This is a genomic window from Limosilactobacillus albertensis (assembly GCF_014145555.1).
Classification (GTDB): domain Bacteria; phylum Bacillota; class Bacilli; order Lactobacillales; family Lactobacillaceae; genus Limosilactobacillus; species Limosilactobacillus albertensis.
Genome location: NZ_JACIVD010000050.1, coordinates 1 through 22035, shown reverse-complemented (window position 1 = coordinate 22035; position 22035 = coordinate 1). Strand labels below are relative to the sequence as shown.

Sequence of the window (22035 nt, the reverse complement as noted above, 5' to 3'; positions counted from 1 at the left end):
CCCGAAATGTCAATTTAAATTAGAAAAATGTTGAAAGCTGTTCATCTGTGACGTGACTTAGGAATACTTCAAGTGGTGTGCGGTAGTGAAGTGACTTCCGTGGAATAGTATTTCGTTTGTGCATCAGCTGGGTGATTAGTTCATCTGGTAAATTACGGAAGTCTAATCGTTTACTGAGACCGTCACGACGTAAGATACCATTATTGTTTTCATTCAGGCCGCGTTGATTGGGCGCTCCAACCTCCGCAAAATAAGTATGAAGATCATGTTTATTGGCAATCTCACGCCAGCCCGCGAATTCCTTACCATTATCAAAGGTAATCGACTTAACGAAATGACGAGGTATTTTAGAAAGCCATTTATCCAAGTGATAGTTAACTGCTTCATCAGTTTTACGATGAACGTTAAGCACAATCATCACCTTAGATTGACGTTCCACCAAGGTCATGACCGCACCACGATGAGCTTTTCCTTGAACAGTATCAGCTTCAAAGTGACCAAACTCGTGTTGGTAGTGAGGAAAATCATGGTATCGCTGGTAAATACTCCGACCGAGATGCCCCGCCTTACCACGTCGTTCGACATAGCCATTGGGGTGTCGCTTGCCTTTCATCGGTAATTGCTGGACGGCAAAATTGTACTGTCCACGAGCAAACATCCGATAAAGTGTCCGCATACTACAGCTAATTGTCCGTTCTGCTCGACCAATGATCGTATCAGGTGTCCAGCCCGCTTTAACCTGCTCATTGATGTAGCTGATCTCATCCTTGGCTAGCTGAGCCTGCTTACGACCACAACGCTGCTTATTCCGTTGGTAAGCCTTAAGATACTGTGCAATGGTCTTACCGCTATCAAGAAATCGATAGACTCGGTAAATAGTTTCTTGGCTTCGTTTAAGCAGTTTAGCAGCTTGATAAGCCTTCGTACCTTGGTGCCAAAAATTAGCTATGAGGGTTAGTTCACGTGTGGTAAGATGTTTATAAGTCATTTGTGATGTTCCTTTACTTTTGTTTGTGGTTATTCAAAAGTCTATCACAAATGGCTTTTTTATTTTTCTAACTTAATTTTACAAACGGCGTTTTCGAAAAATAAAAGAATTTTTAAGAGGAAAGACAATTGTTTTCTTAGGGTATGGATTGGAGGAAGACCAAGTTTTAGCGAAATTGGGATTAGATAGTAATGATACGTGTGCATTCGCATTAATGAAAAAAGATGATCATAAGTTTAATAATTTGATAGAAGGATACTATAAAGAAAGACAGTCTATTCAAATCGAATGGTATGGTACTTCCTTTGAAGATCTTCCAGTATTTGTAAAGAAACTAGCAGATAAACTTATTGGAATAGACAAAGATGATGAGAATGAAAAACTAAGGAGAATTTTATTAGATGAATAAGGGCCTATTCATTACGGAAATTAATAATGTGGTTGATGAAGGTATGACTCAGAAAATAGATGAAGTATTTAAGGAATATTCTTTAATGACATATAGTAAGCGTCTTAGATTAATTAAATGGTCTTTAGAGACTAATCTTATTTTCAATGAAATGATACCTCTTGGTAATTATTGGGAACAAATTGCTAGTGTTTACTTTAGTTTAGAAAGTAGCCAAAAAAATTTAGTACTTAGTGCTATAAGGGAAAAGAAAGTAATAAATAAGAAAGAATTAGATGCAATATTAAAAATTTTAAAAGAGGAGGCTAAAAAATTTAAGGTTAACTTCCCCTTGAGGGTTAATAGAATATTACCTAAAAATATAATGGATAGGTTAACTATTGAAAATAGAAAGTTACCCGACTGGTTGGGAATAGGAATAGCAAATTTTATTAAATCGGATTATACATATTATTTTCTAGAAAATGAGCAGTTACATAAATGCAATTATAATTTTAGTAATGATGTTTCTGAATATTTAAAGAATACATTGAAATTTCATATTAATGAATTTAAGGTTAATTTTGCTATTGATGAAATATTAAAGAATAAAGAAATGAGACTATTGTACGATCTTTTATACATAGGTCGATTAAATTTAAATGATTTGTCAATGTTATTAAATTATAAAGTCATTCAAAAGTTAATGATTAACGTAGGACTAAAGAGAAAACTATCATCAAATGAATTAGATATTCTAAAGGGAAAAGTAAATTATACTTTTAGATTTTATGGCCCAGAATTTGCAGATTTCCTAAAAAAATATTCCATTCGAGTCTCCTCAAATACTGATTATATTGATGGAGTTCGTATGGTTGACGTTAGTGAGATTGGACCACAACAATGGAAATTCAAAAGTTTAAGAAAAATGGAAATATCTTTTCTAGAGGTAAGTGAGAATGAGAGCCTTATAAAAAAAGATAATTACCGGAAGCTATTAGTACAACACCTTAATGATAAAACGGTATCAGTCCATGATAAAATAAAAGTAATAAATGTGTTTTTAAAAAATAATAAGCTAACTTACTTTAACGATGCAGTAAAGGAATATTTAGCTAATAATTTAGAAGAAGAACAAATATTAGCTTTAGCTATAAAAGTGATAGTTAATAATAATTATGAACGGTTTTCATATGCTGATGCTGACTTAGTAAAAAAATTAATTGATTGTGGCGAAAAGAAGGCTACACTGGTTTTAAAAAAAATACTTTCTATAGATTATACAAAACTGCCATTTAATCATGAGCTAATTAGTAATAAATACGTAGATTTTACCTCTTTCTTAAATTGCGATTTAGGAAGATACTTTGAAGTATTAAAAGAAAACCTAGAAGGAAACATGGATGATAATCTCTTTAGACACAAAATGAGTGGACTAAAAAGAGTTAATAAGGCATACAGAGATTTCATAATAGGAAGGCTGTGGAAATTCTTAAAAGAGTTGCGGGGGACAATTTCAATAAATACATTGTTGGGCTATTCAACTACATTTTATGGCTTTAATGAAAAAGATTTAAGCATCTTTTCAGATGTTGCAATTGACTTGTTACAATCAGATTATGAATCGAGGGATCAAAATCCATACATTGCTTTTAATTTGTCAATACTTCTATCTAGGAATGTGAAGCCTTGTAGAAACATTCCACAGACTAAATTAAGCTTAGATGTGTTAAAAAATATTTTAGGTTTTTTTGTTTTTTCAAAGCGAAAATATTCAGGTTCGTGGATTGAAAAGTATTCTGAAATACCACAATTCCCTGAAATATGTGTATCTACAATTTCAAAAGAATTCTTCAAAATAAAAGGTGCAAAGTTACAAAAAATAATTACATATATTGAGCGAGCCTCGTCTACAAAAAAAGGAATAGTGGATATCAGTATGCTTTACATAATACATCCAGAAAGGTTAGACTCTGATCACTATGAAAAATTATTGCAACTAATCCAAGTCTTAATTGCTAAGAGATATATTGATTATTCAATTATGATGTCATATGATTTAGATCGTTTGACTAAAAATTTAGACGATATAAAAAAGCAAAAACTAATCAAATTATTTAAAGAAATTTTAACAGACGATGAATATGAGAATTTGCTTAAGTGAGCTAATGGATAATAAGGGGTATTTACATGGTAAGTAATTTTGCGTTTCTAGAACGAAATTTTGAAACTCAGGACTTATATGATACTGCTAAAGATGCGGAAGATTTATATACGCTTGGTAAGTTCGCCAACGAGTATGAATCGATTCGGAAAGTTGCTGAAAATATTGCTCGGCGAATCCTAGATTTGAATTATGTATCAATGGATGGACGAAGTACCTTTAATGATTGTTTGCGAGAAATCAAATATCGTCATTTACTTGAGCAGAATTTACTTGATATCTTTTATCAATTAAAGAGTGTTGGAAATAGTGCTGCTCACACTCTTCATAAATATTCTAAGAGTGAAGGGTTAAATGGATTGAAACAACTATATACTCTGCTAGCATGGTTTACTAATACCTATACAGATGAGCACGTTTCTCTAGCAAATTTTGAGGAGCCTCATGCATTGTATCAAACAACAGATAGTCGAAAGGTTATTTATGTTCAGACAGCTGACAATCGTGATGGTAATTGGCCTGCCTATGTTGGATTAGAGAAGATTGGTGATGCAACAACTGATGATTTAGAAACAGATAATACGCCTAATAGTAAAGATCTACGGAAAGTCGCTGAGAGGCGGATTAATCAATATATGAAAACGGCGGGTGTCCCTTATAAACTACAATGGGCTGAATTAGCATACCGTAAAACAGATCACTCTTGGTTTAGAGACTACGAGGTCCATAATGTACTTGACCGTTCTCATATTGAAAAAACTGAAATTACAGAAGGCAATGAGTGGTATAAAACCGATGTAGAGACAGCAAAAAAAGCAATTAAAGCTGTTAAAGAAGGTAAGAAGTCGATTGATGATCTTGCTACTACGCCAGCGCCACTTAAAATTGTACTTCGCCCGGAACAAAAAGCAGCTGTTAAGAAAACTGAAAAGGCCTTTAAGTCGTATGACAAAATGTTATGGAATGCCAAAATGCGTTTTGGGAAGACACTTTCGGCACTTCAATTAGTTAAAGATGAAGGATATAAACACGTTTTAATCATGACCCATCGCCCAGTTGTAGATCAGGGATGGTTTGAAGATTTTAAAAAGATTGATATGCCAGCTGCAGGTTACCTATATGGATCGAAAAAAGATGGTGAAGATTTTAGCTATTTAGCTCAAAGTGATAAGTCGTTTGTTTATTTTGCTAGTCTGCAAGACCTTCGTGGTTCTGAATTAGCTGGTGGTTCAGCCGGTGATAAAAATGAAGATATTTTTAAGACTCATTGGGACCTAGTAATAATCGATGAAGCCCATGAAGGCACGCAGACCGAATTAGCTCAAAATGTTACTGACTTAGTAGTTGGCAAGAATACTAAACTATTAGAACTTTCAGGGACACCGTTTAATATTCTGGATCAGTATGATGAAGATCAGGTTTATACTTGGGACTACGTTAATGAACAAAAGGCTAAGTATACCTGGAAGGAAGAGCATCCTAATGAGAAAAATCCTTATGAAGGATTACCTAAAGTTAATATGTTCACTTTTGAAATGGGCAATAAGTTTAGTGATTTGCGGTTTCAAAGTGATGATAAGAAATCATTTAACTTCAAGGAGTTTTTCAAGGTTAATGACAAGGGAGAATTTGTTTATAAGAACCAAGTTAAACAATTCTTAGATAATATTTCGACACCGGATAGGAATACTAATTATCCATATTCAACTAAAGAATTCCGGGATCGGCTGCGGCATACCCTTTGGATTATGCCGGGGGTCAAAGAAGCTAATGCCCTCGAAAAGATGTTAAGAAAACATTCGGTATTTGGGATGGAATACCAGATTGTTAATGTTGTTGATAATGTTAAGGAAAATGATAATGGAGTTACCTCTCAAAATGATATTGATAAGGTGAACAATGCGATCGGCAAAGACCCAGCTAAGACGAAAACCATTACGTTAACAGTTCGTAAGTTAACGACTGGGGTAACAATTAAGCCATGGACGGGTGTGCTATTCCTTTCGAATACTAATAGTGCTATGCAATATTTACAGGCAGCCTTCCGTGCTCAAACACCATACTCATCAGAATCGTTTGGTCAAAAGACGGATTGCTATATTTTCGACTTTGCCCCAGATCGAGCTCTAACTGTCATGGCGGCTTCAACTCAATTGAATACTGGCGTTGGAAAACAAACTAGCTCAGCACAAAAAAATAAAATGACTGAGTTAATGAACTTTTTGCCAATAATTGGCGAAACAGGTAATGGAATGAAGCCGTTTAAAGTTGACACAATGTTGGCGAAAATTAAGCGGGTATACGCAGAAAAAGCAGTCCGGACCGGTTTTGATGATGATTCATTATATAGCGATGAATTGCTAATGCTTAAGGATGCTGATCTTTCTGCCTTCAATAAATTAAAGGCAATCGTGGGGACGACTAAATCTGAGAAAAAGCCATTAAAAGTTGATGTAAATAGTCAAGGCTTGACTGACGAAGAGTATGACAAAGCTATTAAAGGTGAAAAGCATAAGAAGAAGGACCGGACACCAGAAGAACAAGCTGCAATGGATAAGATGAAGCAGCTAAAGAAGCAACGAAAGACCATGATTTCTATTTTACGGTCAATTTCAATTCGGATTCCGATGATGATTTATGGGATGGATGTCGAACTTGATGAAAACATTAATATCAATAAGTTTATTGATAAGGTAGATGACCAGTCATGGAAAGAATTTATGCCTAAAGGTGTGACGAAGGAACTGTTTAAAGAATTTTCTAAATTCTATGATCAAGATGTCTTCATTGAAGCCGGAAAAATTATTCGTAATCGGGTTAAGGCTCTCGATGAAAGTGATCCAATTGAACGAACAAAACAATTAGCAATGATTTTTGGAACTTTCCGCAATCCCGATAAGGAAACTGTATTGACGCCCTGGCGAGTAGTTAATATGCATTTGGGGAAGACGATTGGCGGTTACTCCTTTTATGATGACGATTATAAAAACCTGACCGTCGATGGCGTTGATGCCGCTCACTGGATTCATACCGATTACACAGAAAAGATCTTTAATCGTAATGCTCATGTATTAGAAATTAATTCCAAAACTGGATTATATCCGCTATACGTTGCAACATCCCGCTATTATCAAGAGTATGAAAAGCAGCGGCAAGCGACTGCTGGTAATGTTACACTCGAGAATAAGCGGATGCTTTGGCAACAAATTTTACGGGAAAATATTTTCTGCGTAGCAAAAACACCAATGGCTAAGGCAATTGCTAAGCGGACATTGGTTGGTTATCAGGACTATAACGCGAATATTGAGTTTGTTGATAATATTGTTGAAGATGCTAAACAAGATGTTGAAGGTGAAGCAAAGAAGATTAAGGAGGTATTTGGTAACTTGAAATTTGATGTAGTGATTGGAAATCCTCCTTATCAAGATGAAAGTAAGGGTGATAACGATAATTACCGTGCACCAATATACAATGAATTCTATGACTTAGCTGAACAACTGTCTGATATTGTTACTTTAATAACACCGGCACGATTCTTATTTGATGCTGGTAGCACTCCTAAGGATTGGAATAGAAAGATGCTGAATGATGAGCATTTAAATATAGTGATGTTTACTCCCAATAGTTCTGATTTCTTCCCAAGGACAGACATTAAGGGTGGGGTTGTTATCACGTTACGAGATACAAATAAGAATTTTGGATCAATTAGAAGTAGATATGCTCCAGCAAATATATACGTTCCGTTTAAGGAGTTAAATTCTATTATGCATAAGATTAATATACGTAATTCTAAAAGCTTTAGTAATATAGTTTATTCGGCTGAAGATTATCGTTTTACAAATAAAATGCATGATGATTATCCGGAAGTTAGGAGAAAACTAAGTAAAGGACATGACTATGATGTGAAGTCTAATACTTTGGAAAAGTTAACAAATATTTTCTTGAAGGAAAAGCCAGATGACGGTAACGAGTATATAAAAATGCTCGGCCTGATTAAAAAGAAGAGAGTTTATCGATATATTAGAAAAGAATATATTCAAAATAATACAAACTTAAATTATTATAAAGTGTTTGTTCCAGCAGCTAATGGTAGTGGTTCATTAGGAGAAGCATTAAGTACACCGATGATCGGTACACCGATGATCGGTAGCTCGTATACATTTATGAGCGTTGGAAAATTTAAAACACTTGATGAGGCTAAGGCAACTGAAAAATATATAAAAACAAAATTTGCACGTGTACTTTTGGGCATCTTAAAGATAACTCAACATAATCCTGTATCAACTTGGAAGTTAATTCCCATGCAAGATTTCACTTCTAATTCTGACATTGACTGGACCAAGAGTATTCCAGAAATTGATCAGCAATTATATCGGAAATATAATTTGTCCCAAGATGAAATTAATTTCATTGAAACGAAAGTACAGGCAATGGTCTAATGAAGACATTTAATGAACTAAATCGTCAAGACCAAGAAGCCTACCTTATGTTTCCGATAATTCAAGGGTTAAAAAAGTTAGGCAGTCAAGCAAGTACTAAAGAGCTTACTAGTCGTATATAGGAATTACTTTATCAATGTGGAAAGTAAAATCTAAGGCTAAAGATCAAGAGACTTCTCATGATAGTGATGTAGAAAATGATGGTGAAGAATTAGCTGATTTCTTTACTAACAATAATTAAATTAATCTGCAGGTTTTCTGCAGGTTTTCTTCCTAAATTTCAAATACTAGTGGTGAAAATACTGATATAGCAAGGAAAATAAGCTGATTAAATTTGCAGGTTTTCTGCAGGTTTTATATATAAGATAGTGGGGGATGAAATGGATTATTCAAATTTACCAGATGAGAATCAGTATATTGAATATAAGAAAAATAGCACAAAACTTTCTCGAGACGTGTGGGAATCAATTGCCGCTTTTGCGAATACTGAAGGCGGGATAGTTGTTTTGGGTATTGAGGAATGTAAGGGGGCTGATCAAAAGTCACAATTTAATATTTCTGGTGTTTCTAACGTCCATAAAATACTTGATGAATTTTGGTCAAATATTGATGAAGTCTTAAATATTAATACTGTAAAAAATAATGATGTTAAAGTTATTACAATTAATGAAAGTACATTGATTGAAATTAATGTTCCAGAAGCTAAAGAAAATCAAAAGCCGGTTAGGGCCAATGGAACTCCATATATTAGAAAAGGAGCCGTTGATATTAAAGCTAAGGGTGAAGATTTAAAAATGCTTTTAGTTAATACGGCAACTAATCTCGATACAGCAGTATTAACAAATTACTGGATTGATGACCTTGATTTAGAATCTGTTAATAGCTATAAATCCGAATTAGCATCACGGGAACAATATGCCCGCTATAAGGATCTTTCAACCGAGGAATTTCTTAAGAAGATTGGTGTAATTGCTAAGGATTATAATGGGAATAATGAATATGGAATTACAGTTGGTGGTTTGCTCTTTTTTGGTGATAATAATGCAATTATTCATAAGTTTCCCTACTTTCAGCTAGATTATCTGGATCAAAGTCAACCTAATATTGAGCGATGGCTTAATCGAATTTCATCAGTTACAGATAATTTGAATATCTATAGTTTTTATCGGCGAACTATAAAAGCTATTAGTGCAACGATTAATAATCACTTTGCCCTTGATATTAATATGAACCGCAAGGACACATATGGTGCGATGATGGTTGCACTTCGGGAAGCATTATTAAATATGTTAATGCATGCTAATTATTACGGAAAAGAGCCACTACGGGCAATTGTTGGGGTAAATTATTATCAATTCTCTAATCCAGGAAAAATGTTGGTTCCAGTAGAAACATTTTTCACTACTAATCGGACAAGTTCTAGGAATCCGATTATATCTAAACTTTTTGTTCAGTTAGGCGAGAGTGAACGTGCTGGTCATGGTGGTGAAAAGATCTATGAGTCAGCGTTAATCAATAATTATCGGACACCAGAAATTAAATCCGATTATAGTGGAACAACCTTAAAAGTATGGAGAGTTGACTATGCTGATTCCTTTTCAGGACAAGAAATTTCTGATAGAGAACGAGTTATTTTAAAGGCGATTATTATATCTGATAGCCAAGAGATGAGTCACAAAGAAATTGAAAGCGTAACGAATTTAAGTAGAACAAAGGTTGATTCTTCATTAAAAAATTTAATGTCAAAACAACTTGTTATTAAACGAGGAAATGGAAGATCAACAAAATATGGCATTGTTCAAACAGAAGAACAGTTGTTAGCGCTAGTTCAGGCTATGCCTAACATTATTCGTCGAAAGCTGAATGAAAACTCGGGTAAATGAGGAAAGCAAATTATGACTGAAAAAATAATAAAATCTGCGGATCGGGTAAAAGATCATGGTGAAGTATTTACTCCAAGACGAATAGTTAATTTGATGTTAGATCAGCCTGAAATAACTGCAAAGATTAATGATTTACATGCCACTTTTCTTGAACCATCAGCTGGGGAGGGAGCTTTCTTGGTTGAATTATTAAAAAGAAAACTGCAAGTTGCTTTAAAGCGGAGTAAATCTGTTCGTGCATTCAATGAAAATAGTTTAATAGCATTATCAACTCTTTATGGTATTGAATATCTAGAAGATAACGTTGAAATGCTAGTCATGAATATGCAGGAAACCTTTAATCGTGAGTATGAGACAATACTACAAGAAAAATTTGGTACTAAATATAATAAAAATGTTGAGACTAGCGCTAAAGTTATTATTCAGTCAAACATGCAACAAGGGGACACCTTAAAAGGAAAAACGTTAAGTGGAGAGCCAATTGTTTTTAGTGAGTGGCAGGATCTAGGTGGAAATCCTTGTAAGGTACAACGTACAGAATATACTTTTGAATCTATCCTTAACCAGGGAGAATCTACAGGTACTGTAAAAAATAGCTACGAACAGTTAGATTTATTTGCACCTGTCGATGAAAAGAAAGAAAAACCTATTGTTAGCTATGTTCCTTGTAAATGGTCAGATATCTATTTAAAGGAAACAGTAATTAAGTAATTAGAAAATTGAGAAGTAGTCTCGATATCCCTATGAGAAAAGAATATAAAATAGCTTTTGGTATTAATTCAAAGTAATTTTTACCAAAAGCTATTTTTTGTGATTAAGATTTATGATTACGAATACTAATATTTTGCTGTAAATTTAAGAAATATTGATCTGAAACCTGGAAAAGTTTTCCTAAACGAACAGCTACTTCATCAGCAAGAGGATAATGATTATCCAAGATGTCTTGAAAATCTGATACTGAAATGCCAATTTTGCTAGCAACCTGGTCTACTGATAGGTGCCGAGGCTTTATAAATTCTTCTTGGAGAATTTCACCGATTGATGGTGTTGGAATTTTATTCATGATGAGGGGACCTTTCTGAGATCTTGACCAATTACTTATTCTACTAATTATGGCTTTGCTTCAGGCATATGTAAAGACAACGTTCATTCGGTTAACAACAGCAAAAAATTTTTTAAAATCTTTACAATTTGAGATATAACGAAACCGTTAATATTTAAAACTATTGGGGGGAATTACAAGTGAATAGTAAGAAAGTAATTAGCACGGTTGCTATGGCGGCGACAGCTGTTGCGGGGGTTTCAGTAGCAAATGTTCAGGCCGATACAGTGGCAAACGGGGGAAAGGTGACCCAAAACGCTCACCAAGACCAGGTAAAGCAGGCCCAACAAAAGGTAACCGCTGCTCAGAATGACTTAGTTAATGCTAAAGCAGCTGTTAATACAAAGCAAACTAACCTGCAGTCGGCTCAAGGCAAATTGACTAGTGCACAAGCAAACGTTAAGCAACAACAAGCAGTAGTAGCAAATGCCCAAGCAAAAGTAAATACTGCTAATAATAATGTTAGTGATGCGCAAACAGCAGCTAATAAGGCTAATCAACAAGCGGCTTCTGCCACACCAGCAGAAATTGAAAAAACAACTCAGGCGATTGAAAAGCAAAATGCTCAAGTTCAGGCTGGTCAAGCAACTTTAGCAACGGCCCAAACTGCTGTTAAGCCAACTAAGGATAGCGTTGATGCGGCCCAAAATAAATTAAATGAGCTTTCTCAACAACAAACAGCTCAGCAGGGAAAGGTAGCGACCGCACAACGCTCCGCAGATCAAGCTAAGACGGCGCTTGATGAAAGTAATGATAAGGTAAATAAGGCTAACGACGCCTTAAATACGGCTAAGGCAAATCATGCCCAGGCTGAACAAAGTGTTAAGGACACCACAAATGCTTTAACTGCGGCTCAAAATTCAGCCAAGCAAGCGCAATCGGCCGCTGATGAGGGTAAAAAGGCAACCCAAACGGCCCAAGCTAAGTTAGCCTCTGCTCAAAAAGCACAAGAGGTAGTTGAAGGTAAAATTGCTGATGCAACCAAGCAATTAAATCAAGACCAAGCTGCCCTTAAATCAGATAATGATGACGTTACTACTGCTCAAGGTAAGGTCAAGCAAACTAAGACTGACCTTGAAGCTTTACAAAATGTACTGCCAACGTTTAAATTTACGCCAGAGCAAATTAAGGCCACGCAGGCATTTGTAGCAGATGTAGATGCTTATTGTAGTGATCCTAATAGAGCCGGGTTTAGTACCGGAGATTTCAAAACTCTAAAACATTATGATGTTTGGAAAAAAGCCCTATTAGAAAATAGTCATGCTGTAGAAGAAACCTATAATAACTGGCAAGATGATCTCAGCGAAGACAAAACCGAAATTCTTGACTTATATAATGTAACGCCTGCTCAAATCGATGACTTATCAACTTTTGTAGCAACAATTATTAACAATTTAATTAAAAAATTAGGGATTCAAAAATACGTTGGTCAACAAATTGCAACTAAAGGGCTTGCTGCTTTGGATGCAGAAATTGCTAATATTACAACTAATGATAATAAATTCGGTGGCCACTATATTTATGCGTTAAAGAAAGCCTACTATGATTATGGCCTTTCCCAAGAACCCGCTACTACAAGTGATAAGGTTGTTGAACCTTTCAATGAATATGGCGAGTCCGCTTCTAGTATGGGCTCAACTGAATACACTGACCATATGAGTATGGCACAGATTAAAGAGATGTTGGCTAATTCGATTGCTGGGATGATTTTTAACGATGCAGATAGTGATATGGGGCATACGACAGGCCTCTTAGGGATTGATAATATGCTATTCCATTCAAAGAAAAATTACATCGCTGTTAGCCCTTCATTTGCAACTAATGTTTGGAATATCCCCGGGATGAATGGTATTATGTTCCATGTTAACCAACCGGGCAATGATGCAATTGCAAATAGTCAAGATCCAAGCATAACGGAGCCACTTAATAACCCTTACGATTCCGAAAACCTAGGTAAACAAATTTTAGCAGCCAAGGATCAGCTACAACAAGCTAACCAAGAACTGACAGCTAAGCAACAGGTAGCAACCGCTAAGCAAAATGTCGTTAATGCTGATAATGACAGTCTCGCCAAATTAAATAGTGATTTAACAGCTAAAAAGGACGTCGTTAAGAGTGCTACCGACGCATTGACTAAAGCTAAGGATAACCAAGCTAAATTAACCCAAGTACTAGCTCAAGCAACAGCAAAAGTGAATGAAGCTCAACAAGCATTAGCCCAAGCTAACCACCAAAGTGAGCAAACTAATCAAGATATTAAAACTGCTCAACAAAATTTAACGGCGGCCCAGACTGATCAACAAAGCAAGCAGCAAACCTTTACTAGCGCCAAGGCTTCACTAAGCGCTGAACAAGCAAAGTTAGCTACGATCACTTCTCAAGTTAATGCGCAAAAAGATAACTTGAATCAAGCGAAGGATAATTTGAACCAGAAGCAGCAAGCGGTAGCCAAGGCTCAAGCTAACCTAACTGCCGCTAAGCAAGAGCTGACTGCTTTGCAAAGTACGTTAGTAACGCTCCAAAACGAATCGAAAGCAGCTCAAACCGCTCAAACCGCTCAAACCAAATTGATGGCGGCTAAGCAAGCATTAACCACGGCTCAGGAAGCACTTAAGCAACAACAAGCAACGTTATCTCAGCTCAAACAACATACCGATGCTAGTCAAGCTAAGGTCAAAGCAGCTCAAACTGCTCTTAAGGCAGCGCAAGCCAAGGTTACTGACAGCCAGACTGCTCTGGCGGCTGCCCAAGCGGCTCTTGTAGAAGCACAAAAAACGGATGCTGATAAGTATGGTAAGTTAGTCAAGATTAATCCGGTAACGATGGTAGCTGGAGATAAGCTTCCTGAACCAACGATTGCTAATGATGGAATCGTGGTTACTACGACAGCTAGCCATTCAATGATACTAATGTCATTGGCAGTTAACCCGCAGGATACGCAAACTGAACATTTGCCTGCTGGAACAATCGCTAAATGGGCTAACCAAGCTAAGGTTCTCAGTGATGTAGCGAAGGCTGGTAATTACGCTGAGGATGTTTTAGTTGTCTTCCCTGATGCTTCAACATACACGATTCACGGGGTCAAATTAACCGTCAAGCCGGTAGCAACTAGCGACCAGAAGCAGGATCAAGGGAAGCCTGCTGATGTACAGTCAGGTAAGGGGAACTCTACTTCAACTACTAAGCAGCAAGAAAATACTACTGGTTCTCAAACTGGTAAAGGAACGACTCCTGCAACAACAGCAGATAATAATAGCTCTACTAAGGGGCAAAAGAATAAAGAAACACCGTCAACTAAGACGATTATCGGTGGTAACAATTGCTTGCAAGTTTCAACGCTTCAGCCGGTAACTATTAACAATAATAAAGTTGCTAATACAAAGAGTATTACCTCTATAACTAAAACAAACGCGACTGAAGATATCATTGCGATTAAGCACGTAACAACAGCCAATGTTTTAACAAGTGCATCAGTATCAACTCGTAAACAGTCTAAAGCGCAAGTGCAAAACAAGCAATTACCACAGACTGGTGATCAAAATAATAGTCTGCTTGCCTTAGTCGGGATTGCATTAGCAACGGTCGCTAGTCTCTTTGGTTTGGAAAAACGTCAATATTAATAATTACTTTAAAATAGACTGATAGTAACGATAATGATGTTGTACTACCAGTCTATTTTTTAGTCTTTGTTCTGTAATGACGGAATTTTAACGTCGTCAGTATAATTTGGACTCCACCAACCATGCTTGTTAATGTAGCCAGATGGTAAGCAGAGTAATACTATCATGATGATTTCGAGGATGGCTAATAATGAATTAAGAATACTGCTATTATTGCTTGAGAAAAGAATTAAGAGTAACCAGTAAACTAATACTGTCCAGCCGGTTAAACCGGTATCACGCAGACGGCGGACACAATTTGCAATAGCAGGCAAGATATTAGCAACAGCAAATGCCGCAATGATAAATAATAAGAAAATAACAACAAAACCACCGCTGTTATATCCATGCATGATTGCACTGACAGTTGTGTAACCGGCAATTGCTAGTAAGAAATATAGAATAACTAAAATAATAAAATTAAATAATACCGGCCACCAAAAGTCAGCACGGGAAGAAACTGCACGATACTTAAAAGCGTTTTGCCAATAATATTTGTAAGCTTCAAACATAATTAACTCCTCCTTAAATCTTATTTATTTAAATTATAACATTATTAATAGTGGAGGGTATTAAAAGCTAACATAAAAGGCTGACCTGTAATAGTCAACCTCATTAAAGCTATTCTTTGTTAGTGTTCTGTAATGATGGGGCCCTAACATCATCGTTATAGTTGGGACTCCACCAGCCGTGTTTATTGATATAATCAGTTGGTAAACAATAAATAACTAATTCAATAATATTGACTGCAAAGGCGGTTGCTTGAAGGATACTACTATTACCACTGGTTAAAATAAGTGAAATTAACCAGAAAGCCAAAATGGCCCAGCCACTGATTCCGGCATCACGGAACCGCCGGACGCTAATTGAGATTGATGGGAAAATGTTGGCAATTCCAAAGACAATAGTGATTACCATAAAACTCATTGGAAAAAGGCGGTAGTTCGAATAAGTTAATGTAAGGTCATAGGCACTGTTACCAATTGACAATAATGTAATTGTAATCAAAATAGCAAATATAATCACGTTGATTAATACTGGCCACCAGTAGTCAGCACGTGTTGATCGTGCCTTATATTTAAAAGCATTTTGCCAATAATATTTGTAAGCTTTGAACATAAAACCCGCTCCTCAATAATAAAATACTTTTCGATTATATCATTTTCATTAATCGGTAACATTACTAAATTTATTGTTAACTAGTTATGGTAGTTTTCAAAATTTGGTTATGATATGATAAATAAAAGATTGAAGACCAACCGACGCATTTGTTACGCTGATTGGTCTTTCGTGATTTAGAGAGTAGGATAGTTGTGAACTTTATTGAAGGTACTTAGCTGCTTCTTTATCAGACAAGTCATAGTTTTCTTTTAACTTTGCCTTAATATCTTTATCAAAAATTTTGACATCTCTTAGTGATTTAACGAGGATAGCAATAGCTTTCTCACGTTCTTCGTATTTTGCGTCTGCAAGTAGTGTTTGAAACTTCATATAGCCACGCCTCCCATATTTAGCCTAAATGAATTGAACACCGTATCAATTTGCAATGTTTGACCAGTCATGTAGTCTAATTTGCTTGAAGTAAGTAAGATACAAAGTTAGCAATATCTAATGGGTGTTCAACACGATCAAGGGTAATTCTATCAATTGCTATCTTTAAGTATTATCCTTTTCACCGCCATTTTCTCATCAATAAAGTCCCACTTGAATTTCTATATTGCCAACTAACAAGTTTATTATTGCACAAAAGCAAGTAAAAATAATATGAAAAGGTCTTTTTTTCGTAATCTATATTAAAGTATATAATTTATTTGATTACTTATGGCGTCCCAAGAAAGTGAATAATGTATTAGAAGGAGAGCAGCATGAAATCAGATTATCACGGCAAGCATAAAGAAAGGACAAAGAAAAGATTTTTTGCACATCTTCGTTTTAGATGGTCGCAGATGGCGAGAATTGATAAATTAATTAATGTCTTTTTAGGTTTAGCGATTATTGTGTTAATTGTAAGTGTGACAATAATGGTTAGTTCGAATAGATCATCTAAATCTGCTGATGAAAGTTCGACTAGTTCTAGTGTTACAAGTTCTTATAAGAAGTCCCATCAACAAGCAAATACGGATAGTGATGAAGATGGTACCGAGGTATCTAATAGTAGCGATGTGAGTGACAACGATATGGACTTTGCCAATTCCTCTGCGAACGTGAATTCAAACTCTGAAAGCAGTAAATCAAAGGGACGTGTCAATCACGGTGAGGTTTCAGAAGGGATGAATGCTGAGTACCGGATGGCTCGGCAGGCAGGTTTAATTGATGGCGACTGGAGTACGGAAAGTATTCATGATTTTTATAATAATGTACAAGATAATGAGGATGGTTCCTTCACTTATAACGGTAAAACAGTCTATGTTCAAAGAACTTATCAAGGCAATCCTAATGGAATCGAATCTGGTGGATCAATCTATACTGATCCTGACCGTTATACGATTACAACTGATCAATAGTTCTTATTACGTTTAAAAATATCTTTTTGGAGATTTAGGAAAAAATTATCAGATGTATTAAAGAATTTACTAAACTTTATTGCTATTTCGGGAGCCATAAGGGTATTACCATGTAGGATTCTATTTAAATGGGGAAGAGGAATGTTTAATTCTTGAGCAAGTTTTTCAGCAGTAATTCCTTGTGGGTTCATAAATTCTGCTGTTAATATTTGCCCCAAAGTTGGTGTTGGTATTTTTCGCATTACAATTTCCTCCTTGAAATATTATTTTTGTAAAAATAGGAAAGTTAGAAAATGTTAAAAATGAACGCGTTTTCTTACATTGCGTTTTAAATGCGTTATAATTAAATTAACTTATGCAAGGGAGCGATTAGGTATGAAATGTCCATGTCATAATTTATCAAAGAAGCAAAAAATTGTCCTTATTACTTTAGTAGCGGGCGCGGTAATTTGGCCATTGGTATTAATGTGCAAGTTATTGAAGAAGTAATTATATTTAAAATTGAGAGAAGCAGGCTTATAGTCACGACATAATGGTGAACTACGAGCCTGCTTTTTAGAATTATTTTCTTTCTAAATACTCTGTTGCTTGTTTATCGGTTAAATCATATTGTTTCTTTAATTCTTGCTTAATGATACCTTGCTCAATATCTAAATCACGTAATGAACTAATAAGTCGTTTAATCCCTTTCTCACGACCTTCTTCACGGCCTTCTTTAATTGCTTCCTCTAAGCGGCGCTGCTGATCCATTTCATATATTGAGAGTCGCATATATTCTGCCCTCCATTTCCGGTTGTGCTTGACGTATGCTATTCTTTTCTTCAATTTTACGACAAGCTCATCATGCTCATCAACCTTTCGTTTAGCGATTACATCAAGTAAAGTTTGCATTTTGGGGTTAACATTATGTTTCGGTGAAGTAATATTAAACAAAATATCGGTTTGTCCGTCATCAACTATTTCTTCAGGAACGTTATCAATGTGTTTATGGAGAGTATAATATTGTAATCCCAATCCAAACGGGTCAAAGTTGCAAAAGAAAATAACGTATGAATCGTCAACATGATTATAAGTGTTACCTTTTTCATATGATTCAATCGTGCTAGCTGTTTGGTAGTAACGAATCCTTTTTGCGATGTTATGCTCGTCAACTACCTGCATTTCGACATCATAGTGATTACCATTCTCATCGGTAGTATAGATATCAAAACGAACCGCGTGAGCATCGGGAGCAATCGTTATTTCTTGTTGAGCGTTGGGAAATTCAATTTCTTTAATGTGCAGATGTGGTAAAATTCGTCGTAACACTTCTAAGCAAATATCAGGATCGGTCATCACCCGATTGAAAATATAATCGTCAGTAAGATCAGCATTTTCCCATTTAGGGCGTGCATGATAGGCCATTTGTTAATTTCTCCTTAAGTGTATTTTGAGGATTACCCTCTAAAATTATATATACGTAAAAAAGCTGCTTTTGCATTTTGTTTTAATCTATTTTGTGCTCATCGATTAAGTTTATTGAAGGCCAGCTCTTGCCACGTTATGATAAGGTTACTTTGATCCTAGGACTAAGTGATAATGGGGCAAATTCAATTGGTAAGCGGATGATGCAATTAACTGACCGTAATGAATTTGTGAAATATGGTTATGAACACCAGGATAGCGAATTTACGAAACGGATTTTAGATGGAAGCTTACAACTTTTCTTTACGAAAAAAGAATTAATTCACACTAAAATGTACTTATTGACCAATAAAGATGAGTATCTTTCATTTGCTGGGTCAATGAATTTAACTGAAGCCGCTATTCATCAAAATTTAGAGCAACTTGATAGTGACTATGGGATGCAGGCTGATCCGCTTTATCATTGTCATTTACAAATGTTTAATGATAATTTTGCCCACGCAGCAACCTATTTAGATGCAAAGAAAATGACCGGTTTCATTAAAGCTAAGAATACTGAGCAGCTTCAGGTTAATGTTTATACTGATACTGTTAATATGCTTGAAAACAAAGATAAGGCTGGTCAAAATACGATTGTTTACCGGCTACAGAGATAAAAGAATATAAGAATGCTTACAGTTCCGATGAAGCACTTAAGAATTTATCAGCTAAAGAGAAGTTAAGCGTTGCACAAACGGTTAAGCTCTTTGGGGACGCGGGTTATAAAAAACGTAATCTTGAAAATATTGGGAAAGAGCTTTACAGTCTTACTCAAGTAGTTAAACATGTCACTCGTGACGAGGATAGTTCAGGAAAAATTAGCCGTGAAGAAGATCTCTATCCTAAGCCAGTCCTATTTTATAATGATGGCCAGTTATTTGAGGCGCCCCGTGTAGGAGATAATGTAAAATCTGAATTATTGAAATTCAATTTGTCAGGAGATGCTCTCCGTCAACAACTTCAACTATTTAGCGACATTGCCCATGAGTACGATAACTATAAAGAAGTCGGTGAGGGTTGGCAGGCCTGTGACTTTATGTGTTTCCTATTTGAAGCACCTTGGCTATGGAAAATTCGGAATATGTATGAAATGTCGCCTAGTAGTAAATCGCGTGAAGATGTTCCGCTGGGGGTAGCCCTAATCGGTCAAGGAAGAACAGGAAAGTCAACATTGGGGAAGAGACTAGCGGCCAAATTAACTGGAAGCGGTAATTTTCTTGATGGCGGAGTCTTTGATGCCAAAAATTATGCTCTGGGAAAATCAAATATTAATATGACAATCACGAGCGTTTTAAGTGACTATATGTATAGTGACGGGCCGGTTAATCCAATGATGATTGATGATATTAGCCCGGACTTAACAACGCGGCCGTATTTTGATCGATTCATTAAAGAGATTACAAATAATCGGAGTTTAACTGGACCACTTCCGTCATTTATTTTTACGATGAATCGGCGTGAAGGAGATAGTAAATCACAATTTTCTCTTAAGCCAGAAATTATGCGGCGGTTATGGTACTTAAGTTTTGAATCAACTTTTGCTGGAAATGAGAAAGAACGTGAAGATAAATTAAACGATTTATTGGGGCGGGCTAATGACCAGCTCTATCGTTACTGTCAGGTTGAACTTGCAAAGTTTTTCAATAATGTATCACATGAAACGGAACAAAAGATTGAAAAAGATTACCTCTATCCAATCAAGCACGTTTTGAAACAAGCAATGGATCAATTTAGGATGTTTGACCTAGTAAAGGACTATTTTACAGATAATTATGATTATTCGCTTTTTGTTGGACGTAATGACTGGACTATGCTAATCAATCAGGCTGAAGTAGGTGTTGATGTAACATTTATTAAGCAGGATGGTGAATTAAAGGCACAGATTAATAAGCAGCTCTTTAATAAAGTCTCTGACAGCACGGCGCGAAATAATGGTTCCATGATGATGGAACGATACTTTCAATACTTGCCACGAAAATATCGGATCAGCTATCAATATACGAGTACAGGTTTTATTGTTGATGTTAATAATTTTGATCGGTGGTTAAACAGCGATACACTTAGGCAAAAGTATGATAGTAGTAAAGTTGCCTTAGCAGCACAAAAAGTTAATACTGATGCTAAAATGACTGAGTTGCTTACCCGTTTAACGGAGGCTCAGGAAAAACAGGCACATCGTCATGGCATATTTAGTTGGCTCAAAAAGAAATAGGGTGAAATAATGAAGCACATTTGGAAACTTAACTTATTTCAAAAAATAATTGTCTGGATTTTTATTATTGCCCTTGTTGCTTGGCCCATATATTTTTACGTAAAGGCAAAATGGGGCTAAAATAAGAGTGTAGGTAGTGATAGGTTATTTGAAATAAAGGAGCCGATTTTTATGACCCGAAATGTCAATTTAAATTAGAAAAATGTTGAAAGCTGTTCATCTGTGACGTGACTTAGGAATACTTCAAGTGGTGTGCGGTAGTGAAGTGACTTCCGTGGAATAGTATTTCGTTTGTGCATCAGCTGGGTGATTAGTTCATCTGGTAAATTACGGAAGTCTAATCGTTTACTGAGACCGTCACGACGTAAGATACCATTATTGTTTTCATTCAGGCCGCGTTGATTGGGCGCTCCAACCTCCGCAAAATAAGTATGAAGATCATGTTTATTGGCAATCTCACGCCAGCCCGCGAATTCCTTACCATTATCAAAGGTAATCGACTTAACGAAATGACGAGGTATTTTAGAAAGCCATTTATCCAAGTGATAGTTAACTGCTTCATCAGTTTTACGATGAACGTTAAGCACAATCATCACCTTAGATTGACGTTCCACCAAGGTCATGACCGCACCACGATGAGCTTTTCCTTGAACAGTATCAGCTTCAAAGTGACCAAACTCGTGTTGGTAGTGAGGAAAATCATGGTATCGCTGGTAAATACTCCGACCGAGATGCCCCGCCTTACCACGTCGTTCGACATAGCCATTGGGGTGTCGCTTGCCTTTCATCGGTAATTGCTGGACGGCAAAATTGTACTGTCCACGAGCAAACATCCGATAAAGTGTCCGCATACTACAGCTAATTGTCCGTTCTGCTCGACCAATGATCGTATCAGGTGTCCAGCCCGCTTTAACCTGCTCATTGATGTAGCTGATCTCATCCTTGGCTAGCTGAGCCTGCTTACGACCACAACGCTGCTTATTCCGTTGGTAAGCCTTAAGATACTGTGCAATGGTCTTACCGCTATCAAGAAATCGATAGACTCGGTAAATAGTTTCTTGGCTTCGTTTAAGCAGTTTAGCAGCTTGATAAGCCTTCGTACCTTGGTGCCAAAAATTAGCTATGAGGGTTAGTTCACGTGTGGTAAGATGTTTATAAGTCATTTGTGATGTTCCTTTACTTTTGTTTGTGGTTATTCAAAAGTCTATCACAAATGGCTTTTTTATTTTTCTAACTTAATTTTACAAACGGCG

The 22035-nt window shown here is 36.1% G+C and carries 16 protein-coding genes and 1 pseudogene; 9 read left to right on the top strand and 8 right to left on the bottom strand.

Going from position 1 to position 22035, the window contains the following annotated elements; translation table 11 throughout:
• Nucleotides 1-19 precede the first annotated feature (19 nt).
• Nucleotides 20-988, bottom strand: a complete 969-nt coding sequence (locus H5S41_RS02555; RefSeq protein WP_085720378.1) for an IS30 family transposase — start codon at nucleotides 986-988, stop codon at nucleotides 20-22.
• Between the two features lie 148 nt (nucleotides 989-1136).
• Between H5S41_RS02555 and H5S41_RS02550 the strand changes: the two genes are divergently transcribed.
• The 6 genes from H5S41_RS02550 to H5S41_RS02530 all read left to right on the top strand — a co-directional run bounded on the left by H5S41_RS02550 (nucleotide 1137) and on the right by H5S41_RS02530 (nucleotide 10573).
• Complete coding sequence (locus H5S41_RS02550; RefSeq protein ID WP_182602179.1) at nucleotides 1137-1397, top strand: hypothetical protein; 261 nt, start codon at nucleotides 1137-1139, stop codon at nucleotides 1395-1397.
• Nucleotides 1390-3540, top strand: a complete 2151-nt coding sequence (locus H5S41_RS02545) for a hypothetical protein (protein WP_182602177.1) — start codon at nucleotides 1390-1392, stop codon at nucleotides 3538-3540. The genes H5S41_RS02550 and H5S41_RS02545 overlap by 8 nt, the downstream gene beginning before the upstream one ends.
• A 26-nt stretch (nucleotides 3541-3566) precedes the next feature.
• Nucleotides 3567-7979 (top strand): Eco57I restriction-modification methylase domain-containing protein, encoded by a 4413-nt coding sequence (locus H5S41_RS02540; RefSeq protein ID WP_182602175.1) that lies wholly within the window; start codon nucleotides 3567-3569, stop codon nucleotides 7977-7979.
• Nucleotides 7979-8101 carry a hypothetical protein gene (locus H5S41_RS11895; RefSeq protein ID WP_259395039.1) on the top strand — a complete coding sequence of 41 codons (123 nt, stop codon included), beginning with the start codon at nucleotides 7979-7981 and terminating at the stop codon, nucleotides 8099-8101. The genes H5S41_RS02540 and H5S41_RS11895 overlap by 1 nt, the downstream gene beginning before the upstream one ends.
• Before the next feature lie 258 nt (nucleotides 8102-8359).
• Nucleotides 8360-9862, top strand: a complete 1503-nt coding sequence (locus H5S41_RS02535) for a DUF8451 domain-containing protein (RefSeq protein WP_182602173.1) — start codon at nucleotides 8360-8362, stop codon at nucleotides 9860-9862.
• Nucleotides 9863-9874: 12 nt separating this feature from the next.
• Nucleotides 9875-10573: an N-6 DNA methylase gene (locus H5S41_RS02530; protein WP_182602171.1), complete on the top strand. Its 699-nt coding sequence runs from the start codon at nucleotides 9875-9877 to the stop codon at nucleotides 10571-10573.
• A 103-nt stretch (nucleotides 10574-10676) separates the two neighbouring features.
• On the opposite strand, the gene H5S41_RS02525 is transcribed toward H5S41_RS02530, so the two are convergent.
• Complete coding sequence (locus tag H5S41_RS02525) at nucleotides 10677-10925, bottom strand: HigA family addiction module antitoxin (RefSeq protein ID WP_182602169.1); 249 nt, start codon at nucleotides 10923-10925, stop codon at nucleotides 10677-10679.
• A 179-nt stretch (nucleotides 10926-11104) separates the two neighbouring features.
• Between H5S41_RS02525 and H5S41_RS02520 the strand changes: the two genes are divergently transcribed.
• Nucleotides 11105-14584 (top strand): SEC10/PgrA surface exclusion domain-containing protein, encoded by a 3480-nt coding sequence (locus H5S41_RS02520; RefSeq protein ID WP_182602167.1) that lies wholly within the window; start codon nucleotides 11105-11107, stop codon nucleotides 14582-14584.
• Between the two features lie 59 nt (nucleotides 14585-14643).
• On the opposite strand, the gene H5S41_RS02515 is transcribed toward H5S41_RS02520, so the two are convergent.
• The 3 genes from H5S41_RS02515 to H5S41_RS02505 form a co-directional block, all read right to left on the bottom strand.
• Complete coding sequence (locus tag H5S41_RS02515; protein WP_182602165.1) at nucleotides 14644-15135, bottom strand: DUF805 domain-containing protein; 492 nt, start codon at nucleotides 15133-15135, stop codon at nucleotides 14644-14646.
• Nucleotides 15136-15244: 109 nt separating this feature from the next.
• Nucleotides 15245-15742: a DUF805 domain-containing protein gene (locus H5S41_RS02510; RefSeq protein ID WP_182602163.1), complete on the bottom strand. Its 498-nt coding sequence runs from the start codon at nucleotides 15740-15742 to the stop codon at nucleotides 15245-15247.
• A gap of 201 nt (nucleotides 15743-15943) precedes the next feature.
• The gene (locus H5S41_RS02505; RefSeq protein WP_182602161.1) at nucleotides 15944-16114 is read right to left on the bottom strand and encodes a hypothetical protein; all 171 of its coding nucleotides are present in this window, start codon (nucleotides 16112-16114) and stop codon (nucleotides 15944-15946) included.
• Nucleotides 16115-16488: 374 nt separating this feature from the next.
• Between H5S41_RS02505 and H5S41_RS02500 the strand changes: the two genes are divergently transcribed.
• Nucleotides 16489-17127, top strand: coding sequence for a hypothetical protein (locus H5S41_RS02500; RefSeq protein WP_182602159.1), 639 nt, complete (start codon nucleotides 16489-16491; stop codon nucleotides 17125-17127).
• Here the strand turns inward: H5S41_RS02500 and H5S41_RS02495 are convergent.
• Together H5S41_RS02495 and H5S41_RS02490 are read right to left on the bottom strand one after the other, a co-directional pair.
• Complete coding sequence (locus H5S41_RS02495; RefSeq protein WP_163704087.1) at nucleotides 17121-17369, bottom strand: HigA family addiction module antitoxin; 249 nt, start codon at nucleotides 17367-17369, stop codon at nucleotides 17121-17123. The genes H5S41_RS02500 and H5S41_RS02495 overlap by 7 nt on opposite strands.
• Nucleotides 17370-17688: 319 nt before the next feature.
• Complete coding sequence (locus H5S41_RS02490) at nucleotides 17689-18531, bottom strand: Rpn family recombination-promoting nuclease/putative transposase (protein WP_182602157.1); 843 nt, start codon at nucleotides 18529-18531, stop codon at nucleotides 17689-17691.
• A gap of 98 nt (nucleotides 18532-18629) precedes the next feature.
• On the opposite strand from H5S41_RS02490, the pseudogene H5S41_RS12095 reads away from it, so the two are divergent.
• Nucleotides 18630-20782 (top strand): annotated as a pseudogene (locus H5S41_RS12095) (phospholipase D family protein); the annotation flags it as partial.
• 194 nt (nucleotides 20783-20976) lie between these two features.
• Here the strand turns inward: H5S41_RS12095 and H5S41_RS02480 are convergent.
• Nucleotides 20977-21945: an IS30 family transposase gene (locus H5S41_RS02480; RefSeq protein WP_085720378.1), complete on the bottom strand. Its 969-nt coding sequence runs from the start codon at nucleotides 21943-21945 to the stop codon at nucleotides 20977-20979.
• Nucleotides 21946-22035: the final 90 nt, after the last annotated feature.